20 protein-coding genes and 2 tRNA genes are annotated in these 21596 nt (G+C 69.8%); 18 read left to right on the forward strand and 4 right to left on the reverse strand.

Features of this window, described 5'->3' with window-relative positions; all coding sequences use genetic code 11:
• A partial coding sequence (locus AC1DXV_RS07340; protein ID WP_477933052.1) for an ABC transporter transmembrane domain-containing protein occupies positions 1-1584 on the reverse strand: 1584 nt, incomplete at its 3' end.
• Between the two features lie 56 nt (positions 1585-1640).
• Here AC1DXV_RS07340 and AC1DXV_RS07345 point away from each other — a divergent pair.
• From AC1DXV_RS07345 to AC1DXV_RS07380, 8 genes are all read left to right on the forward strand, one after another.
• Positions 1641-2444, forward strand: coding sequence for a glycosyltransferase family 2 protein (locus tag AC1DXV_RS07345; RefSeq protein ID WP_477868387.1), 804 nt, complete (start codon positions 1641-1643; stop codon positions 2442-2444).
• A 14-nt stretch (positions 2445-2458) separates the two neighbouring features.
• Positions 2459-3754 (forward strand): Tol-Pal system beta propeller repeat protein TolB, encoded by a 1296-nt coding sequence (tolB, locus tag AC1DXV_RS07350; RefSeq protein ID WP_477933054.1) that lies wholly within the window; start codon positions 2459-2461, stop codon positions 3752-3754.
• A 51-nt stretch (positions 3755-3805) separates the two neighbouring features.
• Positions 3806-4339: a peptidoglycan-associated lipoprotein Pal gene (gene pal / locus AC1DXV_RS07355; RefSeq protein ID WP_477870011.1), complete on the forward strand. Its 534-nt coding sequence runs from the start codon at positions 3806-3808 to the stop codon at positions 4337-4339.
• A gap of 14 nt (positions 4340-4353) precedes the next feature.
• Entirely contained in the window at positions 4354-5157 is an 804-nt protein-coding gene (gene ybgF, locus AC1DXV_RS07360) for a tol-pal system protein YbgF (RefSeq protein WP_477870013.1), read from the forward strand.
• Positions 5158-5167: 10 nt separating this feature from the next.
• Positions 5168-5992 carry a tRNA threonylcarbamoyladenosine dehydratase gene (locus AC1DXV_RS07365; RefSeq protein ID WP_477870015.1) on the forward strand — a complete coding sequence of 275 codons (825 nt, stop codon included), beginning with the start codon at positions 5168-5170 and terminating at the stop codon, positions 5990-5992.
• A 90-nt stretch (positions 5993-6082) separates the two neighbouring features.
• Positions 6083-6158, forward strand: a tRNA-Lys gene (locus tag AC1DXV_RS07370).
• A 6-nt stretch (positions 6159-6164) separates the two neighbouring features.
• Positions 6165-6240: transfer RNA gene (locus tag AC1DXV_RS07375), tRNA-Lys, on the forward strand.
• 72 nt (positions 6241-6312) lie between these two features.
• Positions 6313-7344: an acyltransferase family protein gene (locus AC1DXV_RS07380; protein ID WP_477933056.1), complete on the forward strand. Its 1032-nt coding sequence runs from the start codon at positions 6313-6315 to the stop codon at positions 7342-7344.
• A 9-nt stretch (positions 7345-7353) separates the two neighbouring features.
• On the opposite strand, the gene AC1DXV_RS07385 is transcribed toward AC1DXV_RS07380, so the two are convergent.
• Positions 7354-8238: a LysR family transcriptional regulator gene (locus AC1DXV_RS07385; RefSeq protein WP_477865179.1), complete on the reverse strand. Its 885-nt coding sequence runs from the start codon at positions 8236-8238 to the stop codon at positions 7354-7356.
• A 96-nt stretch (positions 8239-8334) separates the two neighbouring features.
• Here AC1DXV_RS07385 and argC point away from each other — a divergent pair, with 96 nt between their 5' ends.
• Together argC and AC1DXV_RS07395 are read left to right on the forward strand one after the other, a co-directional pair.
• Complete coding sequence (argC, locus tag AC1DXV_RS07390) at positions 8335-9318, forward strand: N-acetyl-gamma-glutamyl-phosphate reductase (RefSeq protein WP_477865178.1); 984 nt, start codon at positions 8335-8337, stop codon at positions 9316-9318.
• A 56-nt stretch (positions 9319-9374) separates the two neighbouring features.
• A complete protein-coding gene (locus tag AC1DXV_RS07395) occupies positions 9375-10547 on the forward strand; it encodes an acetylornithine transaminase (RefSeq protein ID WP_477933058.1) in 1173 nt (390 codons plus the stop codon).
• An 84-nt stretch (positions 10548-10631) separates the two neighbouring features.
• On the opposite strand, the gene AC1DXV_RS07400 is transcribed toward AC1DXV_RS07395, so the two are convergent.
• Entirely contained in the window at positions 10632-10769 is a 138-nt protein-coding gene (locus AC1DXV_RS07400; RefSeq protein ID WP_477865177.1) for a hypothetical protein, read from the reverse strand.
• Between the two features lie 114 nt (positions 10770-10883).
• Here AC1DXV_RS07400 and AC1DXV_RS07405 point away from each other — a divergent pair, with 114 nt between their 5' ends.
• The 6 genes from AC1DXV_RS07405 (at position 10884) to AC1DXV_RS07430 (ending at position 14396) form a co-directional block, all read left to right on the forward strand.
• Positions 10884-11918, forward strand: a complete 1035-nt coding sequence (locus tag AC1DXV_RS07405) for a M14 family zinc carboxypeptidase (protein ID WP_477865176.1) — start codon at positions 10884-10886, stop codon at positions 11916-11918.
• 89 nt (positions 11919-12007) lie between these two features.
• Entirely contained in the window at positions 12008-12217 is a 210-nt protein-coding gene (locus AC1DXV_RS07410; RefSeq protein ID WP_047587087.1) for a hypothetical protein, read from the forward strand.
• A gap of 86 nt (positions 12218-12303) precedes the next feature.
• Positions 12304-12657 (forward strand): hypothetical protein, encoded by a 354-nt coding sequence (locus tag AC1DXV_RS07415; protein WP_477865175.1) that lies wholly within the window; start codon positions 12304-12306, stop codon positions 12655-12657.
• Positions 12658-12878: 221 nt separating this feature from the next.
• Entirely contained in the window at positions 12879-13514 is a 636-nt protein-coding gene (locus AC1DXV_RS07420; protein ID WP_477865174.1) for a hypothetical protein, read from the forward strand.
• Between the two features lie 13 nt (positions 13515-13527).
• Positions 13528-14022, forward strand: coding sequence for a hypothetical protein (locus tag AC1DXV_RS07425; protein WP_477865173.1), 495 nt, complete (start codon positions 13528-13530; stop codon positions 14020-14022).
• Positions 14019-14396 carry an ArsC family reductase gene (locus tag AC1DXV_RS07430; protein ID WP_477865172.1) on the forward strand — a complete coding sequence of 126 codons (378 nt, stop codon included), beginning with the start codon at positions 14019-14021 and terminating at the stop codon, positions 14394-14396. The genes AC1DXV_RS07425 and AC1DXV_RS07430 overlap by 4 nt, the downstream gene beginning before the upstream one ends.
• 89 nt (positions 14397-14485) lie before the next feature.
• On the opposite strand, the gene acnA is transcribed toward AC1DXV_RS07430, so the two are convergent.
• Positions 14486-17215, reverse strand: coding sequence for an aconitate hydratase AcnA (gene acnA, locus AC1DXV_RS07435; RefSeq protein ID WP_477865171.1), 2730 nt, complete (start codon positions 17213-17215; stop codon positions 14486-14488).
• A gap of 244 nt (positions 17216-17459) precedes the next feature.
• Here acnA and AC1DXV_RS07440 point away from each other — a divergent pair, with 244 nt between their 5' ends.
• Positions 17460-19307, forward strand: coding sequence for an O-linked N-acetylglucosamine transferase, SPINDLY family protein (locus AC1DXV_RS07440; protein ID WP_477933060.1), 1848 nt, complete (start codon positions 17460-17462; stop codon positions 19305-19307).
• A gap of 28 nt (positions 19308-19335) precedes the next feature.
• Complete coding sequence (locus AC1DXV_RS07445; protein WP_477933062.1) at positions 19336-21594, forward strand: type I secretion system permease/ATPase; 2259 nt, start codon at positions 19336-19338, stop codon at positions 21592-21594.
• The last annotated feature ends 2 nt before the right edge of the window (positions 21595-21596 follow it).

Here is a 21596-nt window from a genome sequence, read left to right on the forward strand (position 1 = left end):
CTCGGATTCGGAATCGAGCGCCGACGTGGCCTCGTCGAGGATCAGGATCGGCGCGTCCTTGTAGAGGGCGCGCGCGATCGCGAGCCGCTGCCGCTGGCCGCCCGACAGCTGGTTGCCGTTGTGGCCGACCAGCGTGTCCAGGCCCTGCGGCATCTCGTCGACGAACTTCAGCAGGTTGGCCGCGCGCAGCGCCTCGCGCACGCGGGCGGTGTCGAGCTGGCGGGCCTCTCCCTGGCGGGCGTCGTTCGGGACGGTGTCGCCGAGCGCCACGTTGGCCGCCACGGTGTCGTTGAACAGCACCACGTCCTGGCTGACCAGCGCGAACTGGCGGCGCAGCGCGGCCACGTTCCACTCGCGCAGTGGCCGGTCGTCGAGCAGCAGCTCGCCGTCGCTCGGCTCCAGGAAGCGCGGCAGCAGGTTCACCAGCGTCGTCTTGCCGGCGCCCGACGGCCCGACCAGCGCCACCGTCTCGCCGACGTTCAGCCGCAGGTTCACGTCGTCCAGTGCCGGCGCCTGGTCGGTCTTGTAGCGCAGGCCGACGTGGCGCATCTCGACGCGGCCCTGGGCGCGCCCGGGGTCGAAGCCGCCGCTTTCCTCGACCGGCGCATCGGTGATCAGCGCGACGCCGCGTTCCAGCGCGGCCAGCCCGCGGGTGATCGGCCCGGCCACCTCGGACAGGTGCTTGATCGGCGCCAGCAGCATCAGCATGCAGGTGATGAACGCGGCGAAGCTGCCGGCCGTGCCGCCGTAGTGGGTGCTCTGCCAGAGGGCCGCGACGATCACCGCCGACAGGCCGCAGGCGGCGATCATCTGTGTCACCGGCGTCATCGTCGCGGCCGCCATCGTCGACTTGATCGCGAGCCGGCGCAGCGTGTCGCTGAGGGCGCGGAAGCGGCCGGCCTGGCCGGCCTCGGCACCGTGCAGGCGCACGATGCGCCAGGCCAGCACGTTCTCCTCGACCACGTAGGCGAGCTGGTCGGTGGCCTGCTGGCCTTCGACCGTCAGCCGGTGCAGCCGCTTGCTGAGCTTGCGCATCACGAAGGCGACCGCCGGCACCAGCACGCCGACGAACAGCGTCAGCTGCCAGTTCATCCACAGCAGGTAGGCCAGCAGCGCGACCAGCGTGGCCGAGTCGCGCACCAGCGTCATCACCGAGCCGACCAGCAGGCCGGCGCCCGCCTGCACCTCGTAGGTGAGCGTGTTGGTCAGGCTGCTGGCGGTGTGGTGGCTGAACAGCGTCGGCTGCACCGTCATCAGCCGCTGGAACATCGCGGTGCGCAGGGCCTGGGTGCCGCGGTTGGCCGACCAGGCCAGGCCGTACTGCGCGATCAGCCCGGCGACGCCGCGGATGAAGAACAGCCCGATGATCGCGACCGGCACCATCCACAGCGGAATGCCATCGGCGGTGAAGCCCTTGTCGAGCAGCGGCTTCATCAGCGCCGGCATCACCGGTTCGGTCAGCGCGCCGATGATCGAGCCGACGATCATCAGGACGAAGCCCCGGCCGCTGTCGGCGAAATACGGCGCCAGGCGCTTCAGGCGGGCTTTCAGTGGCAAGGCAAGGGGCGGGGTGGGGGTGCTCATTCCGGGCGCATTATCGTTCGCCGGCACTGCCTACAATCCCGGCACCTCCACGCTGCATGCGCCTGTCGCCTTCCATGTCCGTTCCCAACCTGTCGGTCATCGTCATCACCCGCAACGAAGGCCACCAGATCGCGGACTGCCTGAAGAGCGTCGCGTTCGCCGACGAGTGGATCGTCGTCGACGCCGGCAGCACCGACGACACCCGCGAGCAGGCCGCGGCGCGCGGCGCCCGGGTGACCCGCACCGACGACTGGCCGGGTTTCGGCCGGCAGAAGAACCGGGCGCTGGAGCTGGCGCAAGGGCGCTGGGTGCTGAGCCTGGATGCCGACGAGCGGGTCAGCGAAGCGCTGGCGGCGGCGATCCGGGCCGCCGTGACGCCCGGTGCGGACCCCGCCGAAGGCCCCGCCGGCTACCAGTTGTCACGCCTGTCGCGTTTTTGCGGACAGTGGATGCGCCATGGCGACTGGTACCCTGACCGGGTCACGCGGCTGTTCCTGCGCGGGCGCGCCCGCTTCACCGACGACCTGGTGCACGAGCGGCTGGACGTGCAGGGGCCGGTCGGGCGCCTGCCGGGCGACCTGCTGCACGAGACCATGCCGACGCTGCACGACGCGCTGGACAAGATGAACCGCTACAGCAGCGGCCGCGCCCTCGACAAGGTGCGCGCCGGCGGCCGCGGCGGGCTGGGTACGGCGCTTGCCCATGGCGCCTGGGCGTTCCTGCGGGCCTACCTGCTGCGCCGCGGCTTCCTCGACGGGCGGCTCGGTTTCGTGCTGGCGGTCTACAACGCCGAAGGCACCTATTACCGATACCTGAAAATGGCGTTCGCCGACGCTGCCGGAACCAAGACCACAATTTGAGATCAGGACACTGGATGCTGAATCGACGTCACTTCTCCGTTGCCTCCGGACTCGCCCTGGGCGGGGCGGCCCTTTCCACGACCGTCACCCCGGCGTTTGCGCAGTTCCGCGTCGAGATCGCCGGTGTCGGTGCGACGCAGGTGCCGATCGCGATCGCGAAATTCCGCGACGAGGACAAGACCACGCAGGCCCTGTCGGCCATCATCCGGGCCGACCTGGAGCGCGCCGGCGTGTTCCGCGGCGTCGACACCAGCGTCGCGATCGACGAGAACGCGCAGCCGGCGATGGGCGAATGGCGCTCCCGCGGCGCCGACGCGCTGGTGGCCGGCTCGGTGACGCGGCTGGCCGACGGCCGCTTCGACGTGCGCTTCAAGCTCTGGGACATCGTCAAGGGCCAGGAGCTCGGCGGCCAGAGCAATGCCGTGCAGCCGGCCGACCTGCGGCTGGCCGCGCACCGCATCGCCGACTACGTCTACGAGAAGCTGACCGGCGACAAGGGCGTGTTCTCGACGCGCATCGCGTACGTCACCCGCACCGGCAGCCGCTACGCGCTGCGCATCGCCGACGCCGACGGCGAGGGCGGGCAGGTCGCGCTGAACAGCCCCGAGCCGATCATCTCGCCGGCCTGGGCGCCGAACGGCCAGGAACTGGCCTACGTGTCATTCGAGAAGCAGAAGGCGATCGTCTACGTGCAGAGCGTCGCGACCGGCGAGCGCCGCGTGATCGCCAACTTCCGCGGCTCGAACAGCGCGCCGGCCTGGTCGCCCGATTCGCAGTCGCTGGCCGTCACGCTGAGCCGCGACGGCATCTCGCAGCTCTACCTGATGGGCCGCAACGGCGGCGAGCCGAAGCGCATCACCACCAGCCAGGCGATCGACACCGAGCCGGTGTTCACGCCCGACGGCCGCACGCTGTACTTCGTCAGCGACCGCGGGGGTGGCCCGCAGGTGTACCGCACGGCGCTGGCCGGCGGGGCGGTGGAGCGCGTCACCTTTTCGGGCAGCTACAACATCAGCCCGTCGCTCAGCCCCGACGGGCGCAACCTCGCCTACATTTCCCGCCAGGGCAACGCCTTCCGGCTGTACCTGATGGACCTGACCAACCCGGGCGCGACGCCGCTGGCCTTGAGCGACACCAGCGACGACGAGAGCCCGAGTTTTGCGCCGAACGGCCGGCTGATCATCTACGCATCGCGCGCACAAGGGCGCGACGTGCTGATGACCACGACGCTGGACGGCAAGATCAAGGCGAAGCTGGTGTCGACAGCCGCCGATGTCCGCGAGCCCATGTGGGGCCCGTACGGCCGCTGACGAAGCGGCCGGCGCATCTTTTCTCGACGACAACATGACCAGGAGTCTCCAATGAAAGCAACTCGTCTCACCCTTCTCGCTGCCCTGACCTCGGCCGTCCTGGCAGGCTGCGCCTCCGGCGTCAAGCTCGACGACAAGCCGGCCCCGGTGGAAAACCGCTCGACCGGCGGCACCGCGGCCAACAGCGGCGCCAACAACGCCGGCACCTCGCAGTCGCAGGTCGCGAGCGTCGACCTGACGAAGAACGCCCCGGCCGCGATCAGCAGCATCATCTACTTCGACTACGACAGCTACGTGGTGAAGGACGAGTTCCGCCCGACGATCGAAGCGCAGGCCAAGAGCCTGTCGGCCAACAAGGCGAAGAAGGTCTCGATCGAAGGCCACACCGACGAGCGCGGCGGCCGCGAGTACAACCTGGCGCTGGGCCAGAAGCGTGCCGAGGCGGTCGTGAAGTCGCTGGAACTGCTGGGCGTGCCGCAGACGCAGGTCGAGGCCGTCAGCTTCGGCAAGGAGCGTCCGGCGGTGCAGGGCAGCGATGAAGCCGCCTGGGCGAAGAACCGCCGCGCCGAGTTCAACGCCAAGTAAGCCGGAGGCCTGGCATGCAATCGATTCTTCGCGGACGGTCCGGCGGCGCCTGGTGGGCGCCGCTGCTGGCGGCCCTGGCCCTGGTGGCGGCGCCGGCCGCGCACGCCGGCCTGTTCGACGACGACGAGGCGCGCAAGGCCATCCTCGACCTGCGCGGCAAGCTCGAAGAGAGCAACAAGCAGCAGGCGCAGCGCCAGGCCGAGATGAACGCGCAGCTGCTCGAGGAGGTCGGCAAGCTCAAGCGCAGCCTGCTCGACCTGAACACGCAGATCGAGCTGATGCGCGGCGACGCGGCACGGCTGGTCGGCCAGAACGAGCAGCTCACGCGCGATGTGTCCGAGCTGCAGCGCCGCCAGAAGGACATCGCCCAGGGCGTGGACGACCGCATCCGCAAGCTCGAACCGCAGAAGGTCACGATGGACGACAAGGAATTCCTCGTCGATCCGGAGGAGAAGAAGCAGTTCGACGATGCGATGGCGGTGATGCGCAAGGGCGATTTCCCCGGCGCCGCGTCGGCCTTCGTCGCGTTCCGCCAGCGCTACCCGGCCAGCGGCTACAACGACGTGGCGCTGTTCTGGCTCGGCAATGCGCAGTACGGCAAGCGCGAGTACCGCGAAGCCACGGCGTCGTTCCGCGAGCTGCTGAAGGTGGCGCCGGCCAGTCCGCGCGCGCCCGAGGCGCTGCTGTCGATCGCGAACTGCCAGCTCGAGCTGAAGGACGCGAAGGGTGCGAAGCGCACGCTGGACGACCTGCTGAAGACCTACCCGAAGTCCGAGGCCGCCGAGGCTGCCAAGGAGCGGCTGGCGTCGATGAAGTGACGGGGCTGCCGTGAACGCCGTCAACGACCTGCCCGTTTCCGACCTGCTGGCTTCCGATCCGCTGGCGCCGGACCTGGAGCGCCGCTTCGGCGGTCTGCGCCGGCTGTACGGCGCGGCCGGCTACCAGCGCCTGCGTGCGCTGCGCGTCGCGGTGGTGGGGCTGGGCGGCGTCGGGTCCTGGACGGCGGAGGCGCTGGCGCGCAGCGGCATCGCGTCGCTCGTGCTGATCGACATGGACCACGTGTCCGAGTCGAACATCAACCGGCAGGTGCAGGCGACCGGCGCGACGCTCGGCAAGGCGAAGGGCGAGGCCTTGCGCGAGCGCATTGCCGACATCCACCCGGGTTGCGACGTGCAGCTGGTCGACGACTTCGTCACCGCGGACAACTGGCCGGCGCTGCTGCCGGGCCCGGTCGACGCGGTGATCGATGCCTGCGACCAGGTGCAGGCCAAGCTCGCGCTCGCGCAGTGGGCGATCGCGACACGCACGCCGCTCGTGATGGCGGGCGCCGCCGGCGGCAAGCGCCGGCCGCAGGCGGTGGAGGTCGACGATCTCGCGAACGTCACGCACGATCCGCTGCTGGCCTCGCTGCGGCAGCGCCTGCGCAAGCAGCATGGCGCCCCGCGCAGCGGCGCGATCGGCGTGCGCTGCGTGTTCTCGCGCGAGGCGGTGGTGATGCCGGCCGCCGAGGGCGACGCCTGTGATATCGACACAACAACCGACGGCAGCCTGAACTGCCACGGCTATGGATCGAGCGTGGTCGTCACGGCAACTTTCGGACTGGTACTGGCGTCGGAAGCCCTCGAAATCGGGCTACAATCGCGGCTCCGCTGAATTGAAGCAGCGCCCGCAAAGATGTTCAGACATCGCACGGGCTTGATTCAAGGATGACCCCGCAAGGCATGTTATAGTCATGGGCTTGCTGGGTTGTTAGCTCAGTCGGTAGAGCAGCGGACTTTTAATCCGTTGGTCGCAGGTTCAAGTCCTGCACAACCCACCAGTTTCAGGGCTCCTAGCTCAGTTGGTAGAGCAGCGGACTCTTAATCCGTTGGTCGACAGTTCGAATCTGTCGGGGCCCACCAACACAGAACCCCGGACAGTCCGCAGCAATGCGACTCTCCGGGGTTTTCGTTTTGTCTGCAGGGAGTTCGCGTGTGAACGTCGAGGCTGCTGGCACCCCTGCAACAACGCATCGCGACAACTTCGATGGCGTGCGCCTGGTCGCTTCGCTGGCCGTGCTGTGGAGCCACGCATTCCTGCTGACCGGTCGCAGCGAGCCGATGCTGCCGGGCGGGATGCGATCACCGGGGCACCTGGCCGTGCTCGTCTTCTTCGCCATGAGCGGCTACCTCGTGTTCGGCAGCTGGGCGCGCGATGGGTCGGTGCTGCGCTTTGCACAGCGGCGCTTCCTGCGCATCTGGCCCGCCTATGCGGTCAACGTGATCGTCTGCGGGCTCGCGGCCTGGTGGTACGCCAGGGACGACCTCGACCTCATGGGGGTGCAATGGTGGTTCACGAGGCTGTTCTTCAGGGAGGTCGACCTGCAGCCGTTCGGACCGACGGTTCGCCATGAACTGAATGGAGCCTTGTGGACGATCCGCTACGAGATGGCCTGCTACCTGCTGCTGGCCGTGGGCGGATGGGTGATGGGTCGCCGGTTGAGGTGGGGGGCGCTGACCGTCCTCGCCCTCCTGCTGCTGGTATTCGCGTGGCAAGGAGGGCAGGCCGGCCTGGCCGGCGCCTTGCTTGACTGGGGAAATTTCCCCCACCTGGCGTACTTCGGCGCGTTCTTTCTCTGCGGCGGACTGCTGTTTCACTTCGATCAACGCCAACGCGTCGTGCCCGTGCTGGTCGGAGCCGGATTGCTGTGCGTCATGCTCGGCCAGCCGGAACTCGGCAGCCTGCTGATCGTGCCGGCGGGCAGCGTGTGGATCGGGCGACGATCATGGCCGGGGCTGCGCGCAGCGGCACGCTGGGGCGATTTCAGCTTCGGCATCTACCTGTGGGCCTGGCCGGCCCAACAGGTGGCGGTGGTGGCCCTGGGGCGCGATGCGCCGCTGGCGTTGCACCTGGCACTCGTGCTGGCGCTCGTGTTGCCGGCGGCCGCGTTGTCGTGGTACCTGGTCGAGCGGCCGGCCTTGTCGCTGAAACCGACCCGCAGCAGGGTGTCGCCCGGTCTGCCCTAGGGCGCCGGATCAACGTTGCCGGATCGCCATCAGCGCGTCCAGCATGTGCCGCGTCGCGGGCTCGGGCCTGCCGGCGCGGTGGGCCAGGCCCAGCGGCCGCCACAGGCGCGGCGTGAGCGGCTTGATCACGATGCGCTCGTCGAGCGTCGCCGCGCCTTCCTCGCGCGGCAACAGCGCGGCGCCGTAGCCGGCCGCCACCAGGCTCTTGATGGCATCGTTGAAGTTCAGCTCGATGCGCGGCTGTGGCTGCTCGCCGGCGCTGGCGAACCAATCCGTCGTCATGCGGTGCAACCGGGTGGTGGCGTCGTTGGCGATCAGCGGGCGGCCCGCGAGCCAGGCCGGCGTGATCGTGCGCGGCACCGTCCAGGCGCGCGGCAGGAAGGCCATCACGGGGTCGCGGCGCCAGGGCACGATCTGCAGGCCCTTGACGGCGGCCTGCGGCAGCGCCACCAGGCCGATGTCGAGCGTGCCTTCCTGCACGCGGGTCAAGGCCTCCTGCGAGGTCAGCACCGCAACCTGCACGTCGATGCCCGGGTGGTCGCGCCCGATGGCCTCGAGCGCCAGCGGCAGCAGCCAGGCCAGCGCGCCGGTGGAGGCCCCGACCCGCACCCGCCCGGCGCGGCCTTCGACCCGCTGCGCCACTTCGTCGAGCGCCGCATCGACATCGGCCAGCAGGCGCCGGGCGCGCTCGACCAGCCCCTCGCCGATCCCGGTGGGCAGCACGCGCTGGCGCTGGCGCAGCAGCAGCGGCGCGCCCAGGCGCGACTCCAGTTCGGCCACGTGCAGGCTGACGGTCGGCGCGGCCAGGTGCAGGTGGCGCGCCGCGGCGGCGAACGATCCAAGCTCGGCGATCGTCACCAGCGTGCGCAACTGGTCGAGGTTCAGTTCTCTCATGGTGCTTCAGGTTTCATGAATCTGTTGTTCATGACATTCAACTTTACCGATCGTCGGCCGAACCGCAAGCTCTGCTTTCCATTCCAGGAGGACTTCATGAGCGCGAGCGTTTTCATCGACGGCGACCAGGGCACCACCGGCCTGCAGATCCGCGCGCGGCTGGCCGGGCGACGCGACATCACCCTCGTGACGCTGCCCGACGCGTTGCGCAAGGATGCGGCCGCGCGTGCCGCTGCCATCAACGACTGCGACGTGGCGGTGCTGTGCCTGCCCGACGAGGCCGCGCGCCAGGCGGTGGCCGCCATCCGCAACCCGCGCGTGCGGGTGATCGATGCCTCGTCGGCGCACCGCACCGATGCGCAGTGGGTCTACGGCTTTCCGGAGATGGCACCGCAGCAGCCCGGGCGCATCGCCCAGGCTCGGCGCGTCAGCAATCCGGGCTGCTACCCGACCGGGGCCGTCGCGCTGCTGCGCCCGCTGGTCGAGGCCGGCTGCCTGCGCGCCGATGCGCCGTTGAGCATCCACGCCGTGTCCGGCTACTCCGGACGCGGGCGCGAGGGCATCGACGCCCACGAAGGCCCGGCTGCCGCAGCGGCCTTGCCGTTCCAGACCTACGGCCTCGGCCTGCAGCACAAGCACGTGCCCGAAATCGAGCAGCATGCCGGCCTGCAGCGCCGGCCGTTCTTCGTGCCGTCGTACGGCAACTTCCGGCAAGGCATCGCGCTGACGATCCCTCTGCATGCCTCGATGCTGCAGCGGCCGATGTCGGCGCAGGCGGTGCGCGACCTGCTCGCTCGGCGCTACCGCGACTGCCGCCATGTGCAGGTGCTGGATGCCGACCGCACCGGCGCGATGGCGGGGCTCGATCCGCAGGCCCGCAACGGCAGCAATGACCTGCAGCTCGCGGTGTTCGGCCACGACGCCCACGGCCAGCTGCTGCTGAGCGCCGTCTTCGACAACCTCGGCAAGGGCGCGTCGGGTGCCGCGGTGCAGAACCTCGCGCTGATGCTCGGGCTGGCCGATGCCCCCGCGATCGACACGCCTGAATACGCTACCCAAGCCCTGGAGCACGCCGCATGAGCCCGCCGGACCGCTCCAAGGGCGAATACCGGAGTGCGCAGCACGAAGCTACTCCAATGAGCCACGCGCTGATGGACATCACCGCCCGCCCGGACCAGCTGTTCCTGCGCGGCGAAGGCAGCTGGTTGTGGGACGACCGCGGCCGGCGCCACCTGGACTTCGTGCAAGGCTGGGCGGTGAACACGCTCGGCCACGCACCGGCTTGCATCCGCGAGGCGCTGGTGCGGCAGTCCGCGCTGCTGCTCACGCCCAGCCCGGCCTTCCACAATGCGCCGGCGCTCGCGCTGGCGGAGCTGCTGTGCCGGCACAGCGACTTCGACCAGGTGTTCTTCACCAACAGCGGCGCCGAGGCGAACGAAGGTGCCATCAAGCTGGCCCGCAAGTGGGGGCAGCTGCACCGGGGCGGCGCCCACGAGATCATCACCTTCCGCGACGCCTTCCACGGCCGCACGCTGGCCACGATGTCGGCCTCCGGCAAGCCGGGCTGGGACCGCATGTTCGCGCCGCAGGTGGCCGGGTTCCCGAAGGCCGTGCTCAACGACCTCGCGTCGGTGCAGGCGCTGGTCGGCCCGGACACCGTGGCCGTCATGCTCGAGCCGGTGCAGGGCGAAAGCGGCGTGCATGCGGCCACGCCCGAGTTCCTGCAGGGCCTGCGCGCGCTGTGCGACCGGCACGGGCTGCTGCTGGTGTTCGATGAAGTCCAGACCGGCATCGGCCGCCTGGGCACGCTGTTCGGCTACCAGCATTTCGGCGTCGTGCCGGACATCGCGACGCTGGCCAAGGGCCTGGGCGGCGGCGTGCCGATCGGTGCGCTGCTGGCCCGGCAGCGGGCCTGCGTGTTCGCGCACGGCGACCAGGGCGGCACCTTCAACGGCAACCCGCTGATGTGTGCGGTCGGCCTGTCGGTGCTGCACGAGGTGCTGGCCGACGGTTTCCTGGCGCGGGTGCGCGCCACCGGCGATCACCTGGGCGATCGGCTGCAGGCGCTGTCCGACCGGTTCGGCCTGCAAGGGGCGCGCGGCATCGGGTTGCTGCGCGCGCTCGACCTCGGCCGGCCGCAGGCCGCCGACGTGGTGACGCATGCCCGCACCGGCGCCGGCCTGCTGCTCAATGCCCCGCGGCCCGCGGTGCTGCGCTTCATGCCGGCGCTCACCRTCACCGAGGCCGAGGTCGACCTGATGATCGACGGCCTCACGGCCAGCCTGGAGGCCGCCGGGATCGGGGCCTAGCGGGCCGAGCGCCGGGCCGCCCCAAGCCGGCCGCGTCCCCTCGGGGGACCGCTCGGCGTACTCGCCGGGCGAGGGGCCGTCATATCACCGGGCCGCCTTCCAGCGCGCCCGGCACAGCGCGGCCAGTTCGATCGCGCCCCACAGCAGGCTGCTCGCGACCGCGACCCCGATCTGCCATGCCAGTCCGGGGCGGCTCCAGGGCCTGGGGATGCTGCCATTCATCGGCGTCTCCTGAGTGGGCGATCCGGCACCGTAGCAATCCTGCGTGACGGTTTGATGGCAGACCGCGCGCGCTGCCCGCGCTATCCTCGCCCGGCACCGCGAGCCCGGCATCCCTTGCAGACCCCGACCGAACTGATCGAATTGCAGCGCCTCATCGACGAGGGCGGCACGCACCTGGACGCGCGGGTGCTGTGCGAGGTCGACGCTGCTGCCACCGCAGGCGGGCAGCGCCTGCCGGTGATCGCGGTGACGCTCGGCAACCCGGCGCCCGACATCCCGGCGGTCGGCTTCTTCGGTGGCGTGCACGGGCTGGAGCGCATCGGCTCCGCCGTCGTGATGGCGCACCTGCGCAGCCTGGTGATGCGATTGCGCTGGGACGAGTCGCTGCATCGCCAGCTCGACGGCGTGCGCATGGTGTTCATGCCGGTCGTCAACCCCGGCGGCATCGCACGCGGCACGCGGGCCAACCCGCAGGGCGTCGACCTGATGCGCAACGCGCCGGTCGAGGCGCAGGACCGCGTGCCCTTCCTGCTCGGCGGGCAGCGCCTGAGCGCATCGCTGCCGTGGTACCGCGGCCCGGCGGGTGCGCCGATGCAGCCCGAGAGCGCGGCGCTGTGCCGCGTGGTCGAAGACGAGTTGCTCACGCGGCCGTTCAGCCTGGCGGTCGACTGCCACTCGGGCTTCGGGCTGCGCGACCGGCTGTGGTTCCCGTATGCGCACACGCGCGCGCCGATGGCGCACCTGGCCGAGATGGACGCGCTGCACGGCATCTTCCAGCAGTCGCATCCGAACAACCGCTATGTGTTCGAGCCGCAGAGCCGCCAGTACCTCGCGCACGGCGACCTGTGGGATCACCTCTACCAGCGCGCGTCGGCGCTGCCGCAGCGCCTGCTGCTGCCGCTGACGCTGGAGATGGGCTCGTGGCTGTGGGTCAAGAAGAATCCCCGCCAGCTGTTCTCGCGCCATGGCATCTTCAACCCGCTGATCGCGCACCGCCAGCAGCGCGTGCTGCGCCAGCACATGGCGCTGCTCGATTTCCTCGCACGCGCCGCGGCGAGCTGGCGGCGCTGGCTGCCGTCGCCGGACGCGCGCGAGCGCCACGGGCAGCTGGCGCTGCAACGCTGGTACGGCGCTGCGGCTCCTCCTTGAGGGGGAAATCAACCCCCTCGAATGCGCGATGCCGCAACAAAGTGTGCATCCGTAAAGTGGGCCCCATTCCGCCAACTGTGGGGCCACGCATGGACACCAGCTACCTTCCTGCCTTCGACCAGGCGATGCAGTTCCTGTACGAGAAGCACGGCAATGCGATCAGCGAAGACCTCGTGCAGGCCTACTGCGTGCAGGGCCTGCTCAGCGAAGAAGACGGCGTTTTGAAGCTCACCGACCGCGGACGTGCGATTTTGCGCAAGGCGCCTGTTGCACGGCAGCTACGTCCGTTACAGCTCTGAAATATCGAGCTTTCTTCCTACACGCAAACCGACACCGCGCGAATACGCTGAAAACCATGTCGGACCTGCACCAAACCCTTCGCACCATGGGCCTGCCCCAGTTGCTGCTGGCGTTGATCTTCCTGTGCAGCTATGGCGTGGCGCTCGGCGGCATGCTCGGCTCCAACGGCCGCTGGCGGGCGGGTGGCATGGCCGCACTGTCTGCCCTGGCGTTCGGCTTCCTCACCGATCCGTGGGAGCACGCCGTGATGATGGTGGCGTTCGCGGTGATCGGCTTCGGTGCCTTCCTCGCGCTCTCGTGGCTGCTGGCCTGGCTGCCCGAATGGTTCAGCCGCAGCGCGCCAGTGGCGGTCGAGCCGCCGGTGGTGGCACGCGACGCCGACCTGCCGGCCCGCGCGCCGGTGAGCGCCGCGCCGGGCCGTCCGCGGCTCGGTCTCTGATCCACGTCCCTGATCCACGTCTCTGAGCCAGAATGGCCGGCATCGGCCGGGGCTGGCCGGGGCGCCTAGGGCAGGTCGGGATTTCGTCCTACACCGCGCCTCGAGCCTCGGTCTTAGCATGACTTCGGGGTTGGGCCGCTGGTAATGCTCCTCCGAATTCGGCGGTCCCTTGGCGGTCAGTGCAGCGCACTGACCGCCTCTTCTCTTTCTGGAGCGACGCGATGGTCACGATCCGATGGATGGGCGGGCTGTGCGGCCCGTTGGTGCTGCTGGTGGCGGCGGGTTGTGCATCGACCACGCGCCTCGATTCGCAATGGAGTGACCCGGCCGCGGCGCCGACCTCGCTGCAAGGCGCGAAGCTGCTGGTGGTGTGCGATGCCGACGAGGCGCCGCTGCGCCAGATCTGCCAGGACCAGATGCGTTCCGAGGTCACCGCGCGCGGCGCGACGGCGGTCGCGTTCGACGACACCGATCGCACGCTGGCCGGCAACGCGGCCGCCGCATCCAGGCCCACCAACGAGTACGTCGCGATCGCGCGCGAGCGTGGCGCCAGCGCGGTGCTGCGCACGCGCGCGATGCCTTCGCTGTCGCGCCCCGACAGCGGCGTGAGCCTCGGCTTCGGGCTCGGCACTTTCGGCTCCGGCGTCGGGCTGGGGGTCGGCATGTCGACACCGGTCGGCGGTGGCGGCAACGCGACGGTCGGCTATGCGGCCGAGACCAGCATCACCGACGTGCGCAGCGGCAAGCTGCTGTGGACCGGCCGCGCGACCACCGCGCCGTCGAAGGAAGTCAACAAGCAGATGGCCGAGCTGGCAACCGCATTGCTCGCAGGTGCGCAGAAAGCGGGCTGGTTCTGAAGCTGGTGCTGTCGTGAAGAACATTGCGGCATGGCTGCTGGTGGCGTTCCTCGTCGGCTGCGCAGGCTACGACCCTGGCGGCCTGATGCCCGGTGCGACCACCGGCGCGATCACCGAGCGCATGGGCCCGCCGACCGGCGAGTACCCGTTGCCCGATGGCGGCAAGCGCCTCGAGTACGCGCGTGGCCCGTTCGGCAAGCACACCTACATGCTCGACGTCGATGCGCAGGGGCGGCTGGGTGGCTGGCAGCAGGTGCTGACAGAGGAGCGCTTCAACGCGGTGGCCATCGGCACGCCGGGCTCGCAGATCCTGTTCGAGTTCGGCCGTCCGGCGCAGCAGCAGCGCATCGGCCGGCAGCACCTGACGGTGTGGTCGTACCGCTACTGGACACCGTTCTGCCAGTGGTTCCAGGTCAGCGTCGGCGATGATGGCAAGGTGGTCGAGACYGGGTACGGGATCGATCCGATGTGCGACTACAACGATCACGACAACGACAGCCGACCATGAGCGCTTCCGCTTCGATCTCCCTGTATGGCATTCCCAACTGCGACACCGTCAAGAAAGCCCGCCAGTGGCTGGCCGGGCAGGGCGCCGAAGTGCAGTTCCACGACTTCAAGAAAGAGGGCGTGCCCGACGCGCTGATCGACGGCTGGCTGCAGCAGGTCGAGTGGGAGACGCTGCTGAACCGCAAGGGCACGATGTGGCGTGGGCTGGACGACGCCACCAAGGCCGGCGTGACCGATGCCGCATCGGCGCGCGCCGTGATGCAGGCGCAGCCCAGCACGATCAAGCGCCCGGTCGTGCGCTGGGCTGATGGCCGCGTGACCGTCGGGTTCTCGGAGCAAGTGTTCGCGAAGGCCGTCCACTCCCGTTCGCCCTGAGCCTGTCGAAGGGCCTGCTCGCACGGGACGAGGGCTTCGACAGGCGCAGCCCGACCCTTCGACAAGCTCAGGGCGAACGGGGAGGGGCGCTACGCCGCCAGCAACTGCCGCAGCACGAACGGCAGGATCCCGCCGTGCTTGTAGTAGTCCACCTCGATCGGCGTGTCGATGCGCAGCGTCAGCTTCACGTCGTGCTGCGTGCCGTCCACCCGCTTGATCACGAGCGTCGCCTCCTGCTGCGGCTTCAGGTCGGCGCCCAGCAGCACGTCGAAGGTCTCGTCGCCGGTGATGCCCAGCGACTGCCATGAATCCGTGCCGCGGAACTGCAGCGGCAGCACCCCCATGCCCACCAGGTTCGACCGGTGGATGCGCTCGTAGCTGCGCGCCACCACCGCCTTGATGCCCAGCAGCTGCGTGCCCTTGGCCGCCCAGTCGCGCGACGAGCCGGTGCCGTATTCCTCGCCGGCGAACACGATGGTCGGCGTGCCGGCCGCCATGTACTTCATCGCCGCGTCGTAGATGAACATCTTCTCGTTGCCCGGCTGGAAGCGCGTCAGGCCGCCTTCCTCGCGGCTGCCGTCCTCGTTCGGCGGGATCATCAGGTTCTTGATCCGCACGTTGGCGAAGGTGCCGCGCACCATCACGTCGTGGTTGCCGCGGCGCGAGCCGTAGCTGTTGAAGTCGGCCTTCAGCACGCCGTTGTCCTTCAGCCACTTGCCGGCCGGCGTGGCCTCCTTGATCGAGCCGGCCGGCGAGATGTGGTCGGTGGTGATCGAGTCGCCGAACAGCGCCATCGCGCGCGCACCCTTCACGCCCGCGTCGGCCAGCGCCGGCGTCATGTGGAAGTCGTCGAAGAACGGCGGCTTCGCGATGTAGGTGCTGTTCGGCCAGGTGTAGACCTCGCCCTTCACGCCCTTGATCTGCTCCCACAGCTTGCCGGGCTTGCGGTCGATCTTCTCGTAGTTGTCGCGGTAGGCCCCGGCGTTCATCGCGAACTTCATCAGCTTGGCGATCTCGTCGGCGCTCGGCCAGATGTCGCCGAGGTAGATGTCGCGCCCGCCCTTGCCCTTGCCGACCGGCTCGGTCATCAGGTCGCGCGTCGCGTTGCCGGCGATCGCATAGGCCACCACCAGCGGCGGCGACGCGAGGAAGTTCGCCTTCAGGTTCGGGTGGATGCGCGCCTCGAAGTTGCGGTTGCCCGACAGCACCGCGGCGCACACCAAGTCGTTCTTCGTGATCAGCTCGTTCAGCTCGGGGGTCAGGTCGCCGGCATTGCCGATGCAGGTGGTGCAGCCGTAGCCGGCCAGGTTGAAGCCGAGCTTGTCGAGGTAGGGCGTGAGGCCGGTCTTCTCGAGGTACTCGGTGACGATGCGCGAGCCGGGCGCGAGCGAGGTCTTGATGTGCTTGGCCACCGTCAGCCCGGCCTCCACCGCCTTCTTGGCCAGCAGGCCGGCGGCCAGCAGCACCGCCGGGTTCGAGGTGTTGGTGCACGAGGTGATCGCGGCGATCAGCACGTCGCCGTTGCGCACCTCCAGGCCGTCCTTCGTCGTGAACACCTGGTGCAGCTTCTCGGCCGGCTGGTTGAAGCCGTTGGCCGAGGTCGGCTTGCTGAACAGCTCGGTGAACTCGCTCTTCATCTTGCCGAGCTCGATGCGGTCCTGCGGGCGCTTCGGGCCGGCCAGCGACGGCGTCACCGTCGACAGGTCGAGCGAGACCTCCTTCGAGAAGTGGATGTCGCCCGATTTCGGCACGCCGAACATGCCCTGCGCCTTGAAGTAGCTCTCGAACGCATCGATCTCGCCCTTGGTGCGGCCGGTGCCCTTGAAGTAGTCGATGGTCTTGCCGTCGACCGGGAAGAAGCCCATCGTCGCGCCGTACTCGGGTGCCATGTTGGCGATGGTCGCGCGGTCGGGCAGCGACAGCGTGCTGGTGCCCTCGCCGAAGAACTCGACGAACTTGCCGACCACCTTCTCGCGCCGCAGCAGCTCGGTGACGGTGAGCACCAGGTCGGTGGCGGTCACGCCTTCGCGCAGCTGGCCGGTGAGCTCCAGGCCGACCACGTCGGGCGTCAGGAAGTAGACCGGCTGGCCGAGCATGCCGGCCTCGGCCTCGATGCCGCCGACGCCCCAGCCGACCACGCCGATGCCGTTGATCATCGTCGTGTGGCTGTCGGTGCCGACCAGCGAATCCGGGTAGTAGATGCCGTCCTTCTTGTGCACGCCGCGCGCCAGGTACTCGAGGTTCACCTGGTGCACGATGCCGAAGCCCGGCGGCACGACGCCGAAGGTGTCGAAGGCCTGCATGCCCCACTTCATGAACTCGTAGCGCTCGTTGTTGCGCTGGAACTCGAGCTTCATGTTCAGGTCGAGCGCGTTCTTGGTGCCGTAGTAGTCGACCATCACCGAGTGGTCGACGACCAGGTCGACCGGCACCAGCGGCTCGATGGTCTTCGGGTTCTTGCCCATCGCCGCGGCCACGCTGCGCATCGCGGCCAGGTCGGCCAGCAGCGGCACGCCGGTGAAATCCTGCAGCACGACGCGGGCGACCACGAACGGGATCTCGTCGACGCGCTCGGCGGTGGGCTGCCAGTTGGCGAGCTGGGCCACGTGCTCCGGCGTGACCTTCTTGCCGTCGCAGTTGCGCAGCACCGACTCGAGCACGATGCGGATCGAGATCGGCAGCTGGTTGACGTTCGGGTGGGTCTTGGCCAGCTCCGGCAGCGAGAAATACTGCCCGGCCTTGCCGGAACCGGTCTTCAGCGTCTTCAGCGTGTTCGAGAAGGCGTGGGACTTCTTGGTGGACTTGGCGTCTTGGGCCATGGGCAGCTCTCCGTGAGGGGTCATCGCAGGGACGGGTCGGGCGATTGTGCCCCTGGGCGCTGCAAGATCCGTGACACCGCTCACGAAAACCCCATGGACCGCCGCGTCGGAAGAGCCGGATGGGCGGCAAAGTGGGCGCCGAAGTGACCGGTATTTATGTACCTGTTGCCCTGACCGCCGGCGGGCCGCTCTGCCCACAATGGGGCGAACCGATATTCTCCGGCCCCTCACGGACGCCCCACGCATGGACCACCGCCCCGCCACGCCCGCCTCCTCCGCGACCCCCGCCGAGGTGGAACGCGAGATTGCGCATGCCCGCTCGGGCGGGATGCAGCTCAACGAGCTGCTCGACCGCGCCCAGAGCCTGGCCCAGCGCGGCCTGGCCGAGGCGTCGGCGCAGCTGTACGAGAACTGGATCGCCCACACCGAATCGCCGTGGCGCCACGTCGCCTGCTTCAACTGGGGCACCGTGCTGGGGCTGATGAACCGCCATGTCGAGGCCGAGCAGGCCTACCGCCGGGCGCTCGCCTTCCATGCCGATTTCCCGCAGGCGCGCCTGAACCTGGGTCACCAGCTGGAGCACCTGGGCCGCCCCGAAGAGGCGCTCGCCGAGTGGCGCACCGTCGTCGAGGTCACCGAATCGAACCCGCAGGGCCTGCGCGAGATCCGGCTGCATGCGCTGAACAACCTGGCCCGGCTGCTGGAGATGCAGCGCCGCTTCGCCGAATCCGAGGCCTGCCTGGTGAAGAGCCTCGAGCTGAAGGCCGACCAGTCCGACGTGCTGCAGCACTACGTGCACATCCGCCAGAAGCAGTGCGAATGGCCGGTCTACCAGGCGGTGGGCGAGGTCACGCCGAACCAGATGATGGTCGGCACCTCGCCGCTGGCGACGCTCGGCCTGAGCGACGACCCCGCGGTGCAGCTGATGGCGGCGCAGCGCTTCGTGCACACCCGCGTGCCCAAGCCGCCGGCCGTGCCGGTGCATGCCGGCCGCCCGCCGCGCACCGGCCGCATCCGGATCGGCTACCTGTCGGGCGACCTGTGCATGCATGCGGTCGGGCTGCTGACCGCCGAGCTGCTGGAGCTGCACGACCGCAGCCGCTTCGAGGTGCACGGCTTCTGCTGGTCGCGCGAGGACGGCACGCCGCTGCGCGCCCGGCTGCGCAAGGCCATGGACGTGTTCGTGCCGCTCGCCGGCGTCGACGACGCGACGGCGGCCCAGCTGATCGCGCAGCACGGCATCGACGTGCTGGTCGACCTGCAGGGCATCACCAACGGCGCGCGGCCGGCCATCCTCGGCCACCGCCCGGCGCCGGTGCAGGTCAGCTACCTGGGCCTGCCGGCCACCTCCGGCCTGCCGGGCGTCGACTGGATCCTGGCCGACCGCTTCGTGATGCCGCCCGAGCTGCTGCCCTACATGACCGAGAAGCCGCTGTACGTGCCGCACTGCTACCAGGTCAGCGACCGCCAGCGCGAGAGCGGCGCGGTGCCGACGCGCGCGCAGTACGGGCTGCCGGAAGACGCCTTCGTGTTCTGCTCGTTCAACAACAACCACAAGTTCACCGAGCCGGTGTTCGCGAGCTGGATGCGCATGCTGCAGCAGGTGCCGCGCAGCGTGCTGTGGCTGCTGGCCGACAACGAATGGTCGCAGGAGAACCTGCTGCGCCAGGCCGACGCGTTYGGCATCGCGCGCGAGCGGCTGGTCTTCGCGCCGCGGGTGATGCCGGCCGACTACCTGGCGCGCTTCCCGCTGGCCGACCTRTTCCTCGACACCTTCCCGTACAACGCCGGCACCACCGCGAGCGATGCGCTGTGGATGGGCCTGCCGATCCTCACCTGCGCCGGCCGCACCTACATCGCGCGCATGGCCGGCAGCCTGCTGACGGCCGTCGGCCTGCCCGACCTGATCACCGGCTCGATCGACGACTACGAACGCCTGGGCGTGCAGCTGGGCCACAACCCGGCGCGCATCGCGTCGTACAAGCGCTACCTGGCCGAGCACGGCCGGCAATCGAAGCTGTTCGACGTGCCCGGCCTGGTGCGCGACATCGAGACCGAGTTCGAGCGGCTCGCGCTGCAGCACCGCGGCTGACCGGGTCACGACGGCGCACCCCTGACCCATGGACCGACAAGAGCCCTTCATCGAACCCGGAGCCGGCGGCGCTGCCGCGGTGCCGCCGGACGATGCGCTGCTGCAGTCCATCGTCTGGCTGACGCGCCACCACGGCCGCGAGCGCTCGGCGGCCTCGCTGCTGGCCGGCATGCCGCTGGCCGGCGCGCTCGGGCCCGACCAGGCGGTGCGTGCGATGCGCGAGGCCGGCTTCAACGCCGGGCTGGTGCAGCGCAAGATCGCCGAGATCCATTCGCTGCTGCTGCCGGCCGTGCTGCTGCTGCGCAACGGCGATGCCTGCATCGTCGTCAAGCGCCTGTCGGCCGAGGCGTACGAGGTGGTGATGCCGGGGCCGGAGTCGCACACCTGCAAGGCGAGCGAGGCCGAGCTGGCCGGCGAGTACACCGGCATCGCGTTCGTCGCGTCGCCGAAGGTGCAGGCGCCGAACGCCGAGCACAACGAGGCGCTGCGCGACCCGAACAGCCACTGGCTGTGGGGCACGATGCGCCGCTTCATCCCGTACTACCGTTCGTCGCTGCTGGCGGCGCTGCTCAGCAACGTGCTGATGATGGTGACCGGCCTGGTCACTTCGGTGGTCTACGACAAGGTGATCCCGCACCAGGCCTTCGTCACGCTGTGGGCGCTGGCCACCGGCGCGGCGCTCGCGCTGGTGTTCGACCTGGTCGCGCGCCAGCTGCGCACCCACCTGATCGACGCGGCCGGCAAGAAGGCCGACCTGATCATCGGCTCGATGCTGTTCCGCCAGACGCTGGGCGTGCGCATGGAGCACCGGCCGGCGTCGGCCGGCTCGTACGCGCACCACCTGGCGCAGATCGAGCTGGTGCGCGACTTCTTCGCCGGCGCGACGCTGTCGGCCGTCAGCGACCTGCCGTTCATCGCGCTGTTCGTCGCGATGGTCTTCATCATCGGCGGGCCGCTCGGCTGGGTGATCGTGCTCGCGATCCCGCTGATCCTCGGCCTGGCCTGGGCGATCCAGGGTTCGCTGCGCCGCTCGATGGCGGCCAACATGCACCACCAGGCCGACCTGCAGGGCATGCTGGTCGAGGCGGTGGAGGGCATCGAAGACCTGAAGGCCGCCGGCGCGCAGGGCCAGTTCCTGCGCCGCTATGAAGACGCCACCGCGGCGGCCGCCGATTCGGCGCTGCGCGCGCGGGCGCTGTCGGGGCTCACCAACAACATCTCGGCCGCCGCGCAGCAGGCCATCACGCTGGTGATGCTGGTGTGGGGCGTGTACCTGATCAAGGAAGGCGCGGTGAGCGGCGGGGCGCTGATCGGCGCGGTGATGTTCGCCGGGCGCGCGATCGCGCCGCTCGGCAGCGTGGTCAGCCTCGCGACGCGCTACCAGGGCGCCCGTGCGGCGATGGTGGCGCTCGACCAGATGATGGCGCTGCCGGTGGAGCGCGAGCACGGCAAGAGCTACATCGCGAACCACCGCGTCACCGGCAAGCTGGCGCTGAACGACCTGAGCTTCGCCTACCCGGCGACCGGCGGCGACGCGGCGGCGCCGAAGGTGCTGAAGGGCATCAACCTGAAATTCGAGCCGGGCGAGCGGGTCGTGATCCTCGGGCGCATCGGCAGCGGCAAGTCGACGATCCTGCGGCTGCTGGCGGGGCTGTACCAGCCGACCGAGGGCATGGTCGAGGCCGACGGCATCGACCTGCGGCAGATCGATCCGGCCGACTTCCGCGCGAAGGTCGGTTTCGTGTCGCAGGAGCCGCGGCTGTTCAACGGCACGCTGCGCGAGAACGTGATGCTCGGCCGCGCGACGGTCGACCCGGCGCGGCTGGCCGAGGTGGCCCGCGTGACCGGGCTCGACCGCGTGGTCGCCTCGCACCCGCAGGGCTGGGAGCTGTCGGTCGGCGAGATGGGCGGGCTGCTGTCGGGCGGGCAGCGGCAGCTGGTCGCGCTGGCACGCTGCCTCGCGACGCAGCCGCAGATCCTGCTGATGGACGAGCCGACGAGTTCGATGGATGCGCAATCGGAAGTGATGTTCCTGCGCCAGCTGAACGAGGCGGCCGGCAAGCGCACGCTGATCATGGTGACGCACCGCCCGGCGGTGCTGGAGCTGGCGCAGCGGGTGATCGTGGTCGACGGCGGCAGGGTCGTGCTCGACGGGCCGAAGGCCCAGGTGCTGGCGGCGTTGTCGGGTGCGAAGCCGGCGGCGACGGCGACGCCGGAGGGCACGGGCCCGGGCAATGTCCACCTGCATCCGGCCACCCAACCGGTGCAACGTGAGGCGGCAGTCTGAGC

The sequence above is a fragment of the Rhizobacter sp. P3_C12 genome (genome assembly GCF_056402735.1).

Excerpts from the sequence above, each read along its gene's own strand:
- AC1DXV_RS07345 (WP_477868387.1), top strand. The coding sequence starts at position 1,641 with ATGCGCCTGTCGCCTTCCATGTCCGTTCCCAACCTGTCGGTCATCGTC.
- tolB (WP_477933054.1), top strand. The coding sequence starts at position 2,459 with ATGCTGAATCGACGTCACTTCTCCGTTGCCTCCGGACTCGCCCTGGGC.
- pal (WP_477870011.1), top strand. The coding sequence starts at position 3,806 with ATGAAAGCAACTCGTCTCACCCTTCTCGCTGCCCTGACCTCGGCCGTC.
- ybgF (WP_477870013.1), top strand. The coding sequence starts at position 4,354 with ATGCAATCGATTCTTCGCGGACGGTCCGGCGGCGCCTGGTGGGCGCCG.
- AC1DXV_RS07385 (WP_477865179.1), bottom strand. The coding sequence starts at position 8,238 with ATGAGAGAACTGAACCTCGACCAGTTGCGCACGCTGGTGACGATCGCC.
- argC (WP_477865178.1), top strand. The coding sequence starts at position 8,335 with ATGAGCGCGAGCGTTTTCATCGACGGCGACCAGGGCACCACCGGCCTG.
- AC1DXV_RS07400 (WP_477865177.1), bottom strand. The coding sequence starts at position 10,769 with ATGAATGGCAGCATCCCCAGGCCCTGGAGCCGCCCCGGACTGGCATGG.
- AC1DXV_RS07410 (WP_047587087.1), top strand. The coding sequence starts at position 12,008 with ATGGACACCAGCTACCTTCCTGCCTTCGACCAGGCGATGCAGTTCCTG.
- AC1DXV_RS07415 (WP_477865175.1), top strand. The coding sequence starts at position 12,304 with ATGGGCCTGCCCCAGTTGCTGCTGGCGTTGATCTTCCTGTGCAGCTAT.
- AC1DXV_RS07420 (WP_477865174.1), top strand. The coding sequence starts at position 12,879 with ATGGTCACGATCCGATGGATGGGCGGGCTGTGCGGCCCGTTGGTGCTG.
- AC1DXV_RS07430 (WP_477865172.1), top strand. The coding sequence starts at position 14,019 with ATGAGCGCTTCCGCTTCGATCTCCCTGTATGGCATTCCCAACTGCGAC.
- acnA (WP_477865171.1), bottom strand. The coding sequence starts at position 17,215 with ATGGCCCAAGACGCCAAGTCCACCAAGAAGTCCCACGCCTTCTCGAAC.
- AC1DXV_RS07445 (WP_477933062.1), top strand. The coding sequence starts at position 19,336 with ATGGACCGACAAGAGCCCTTCATCGAACCCGGAGCCGGCGGCGCTGCC.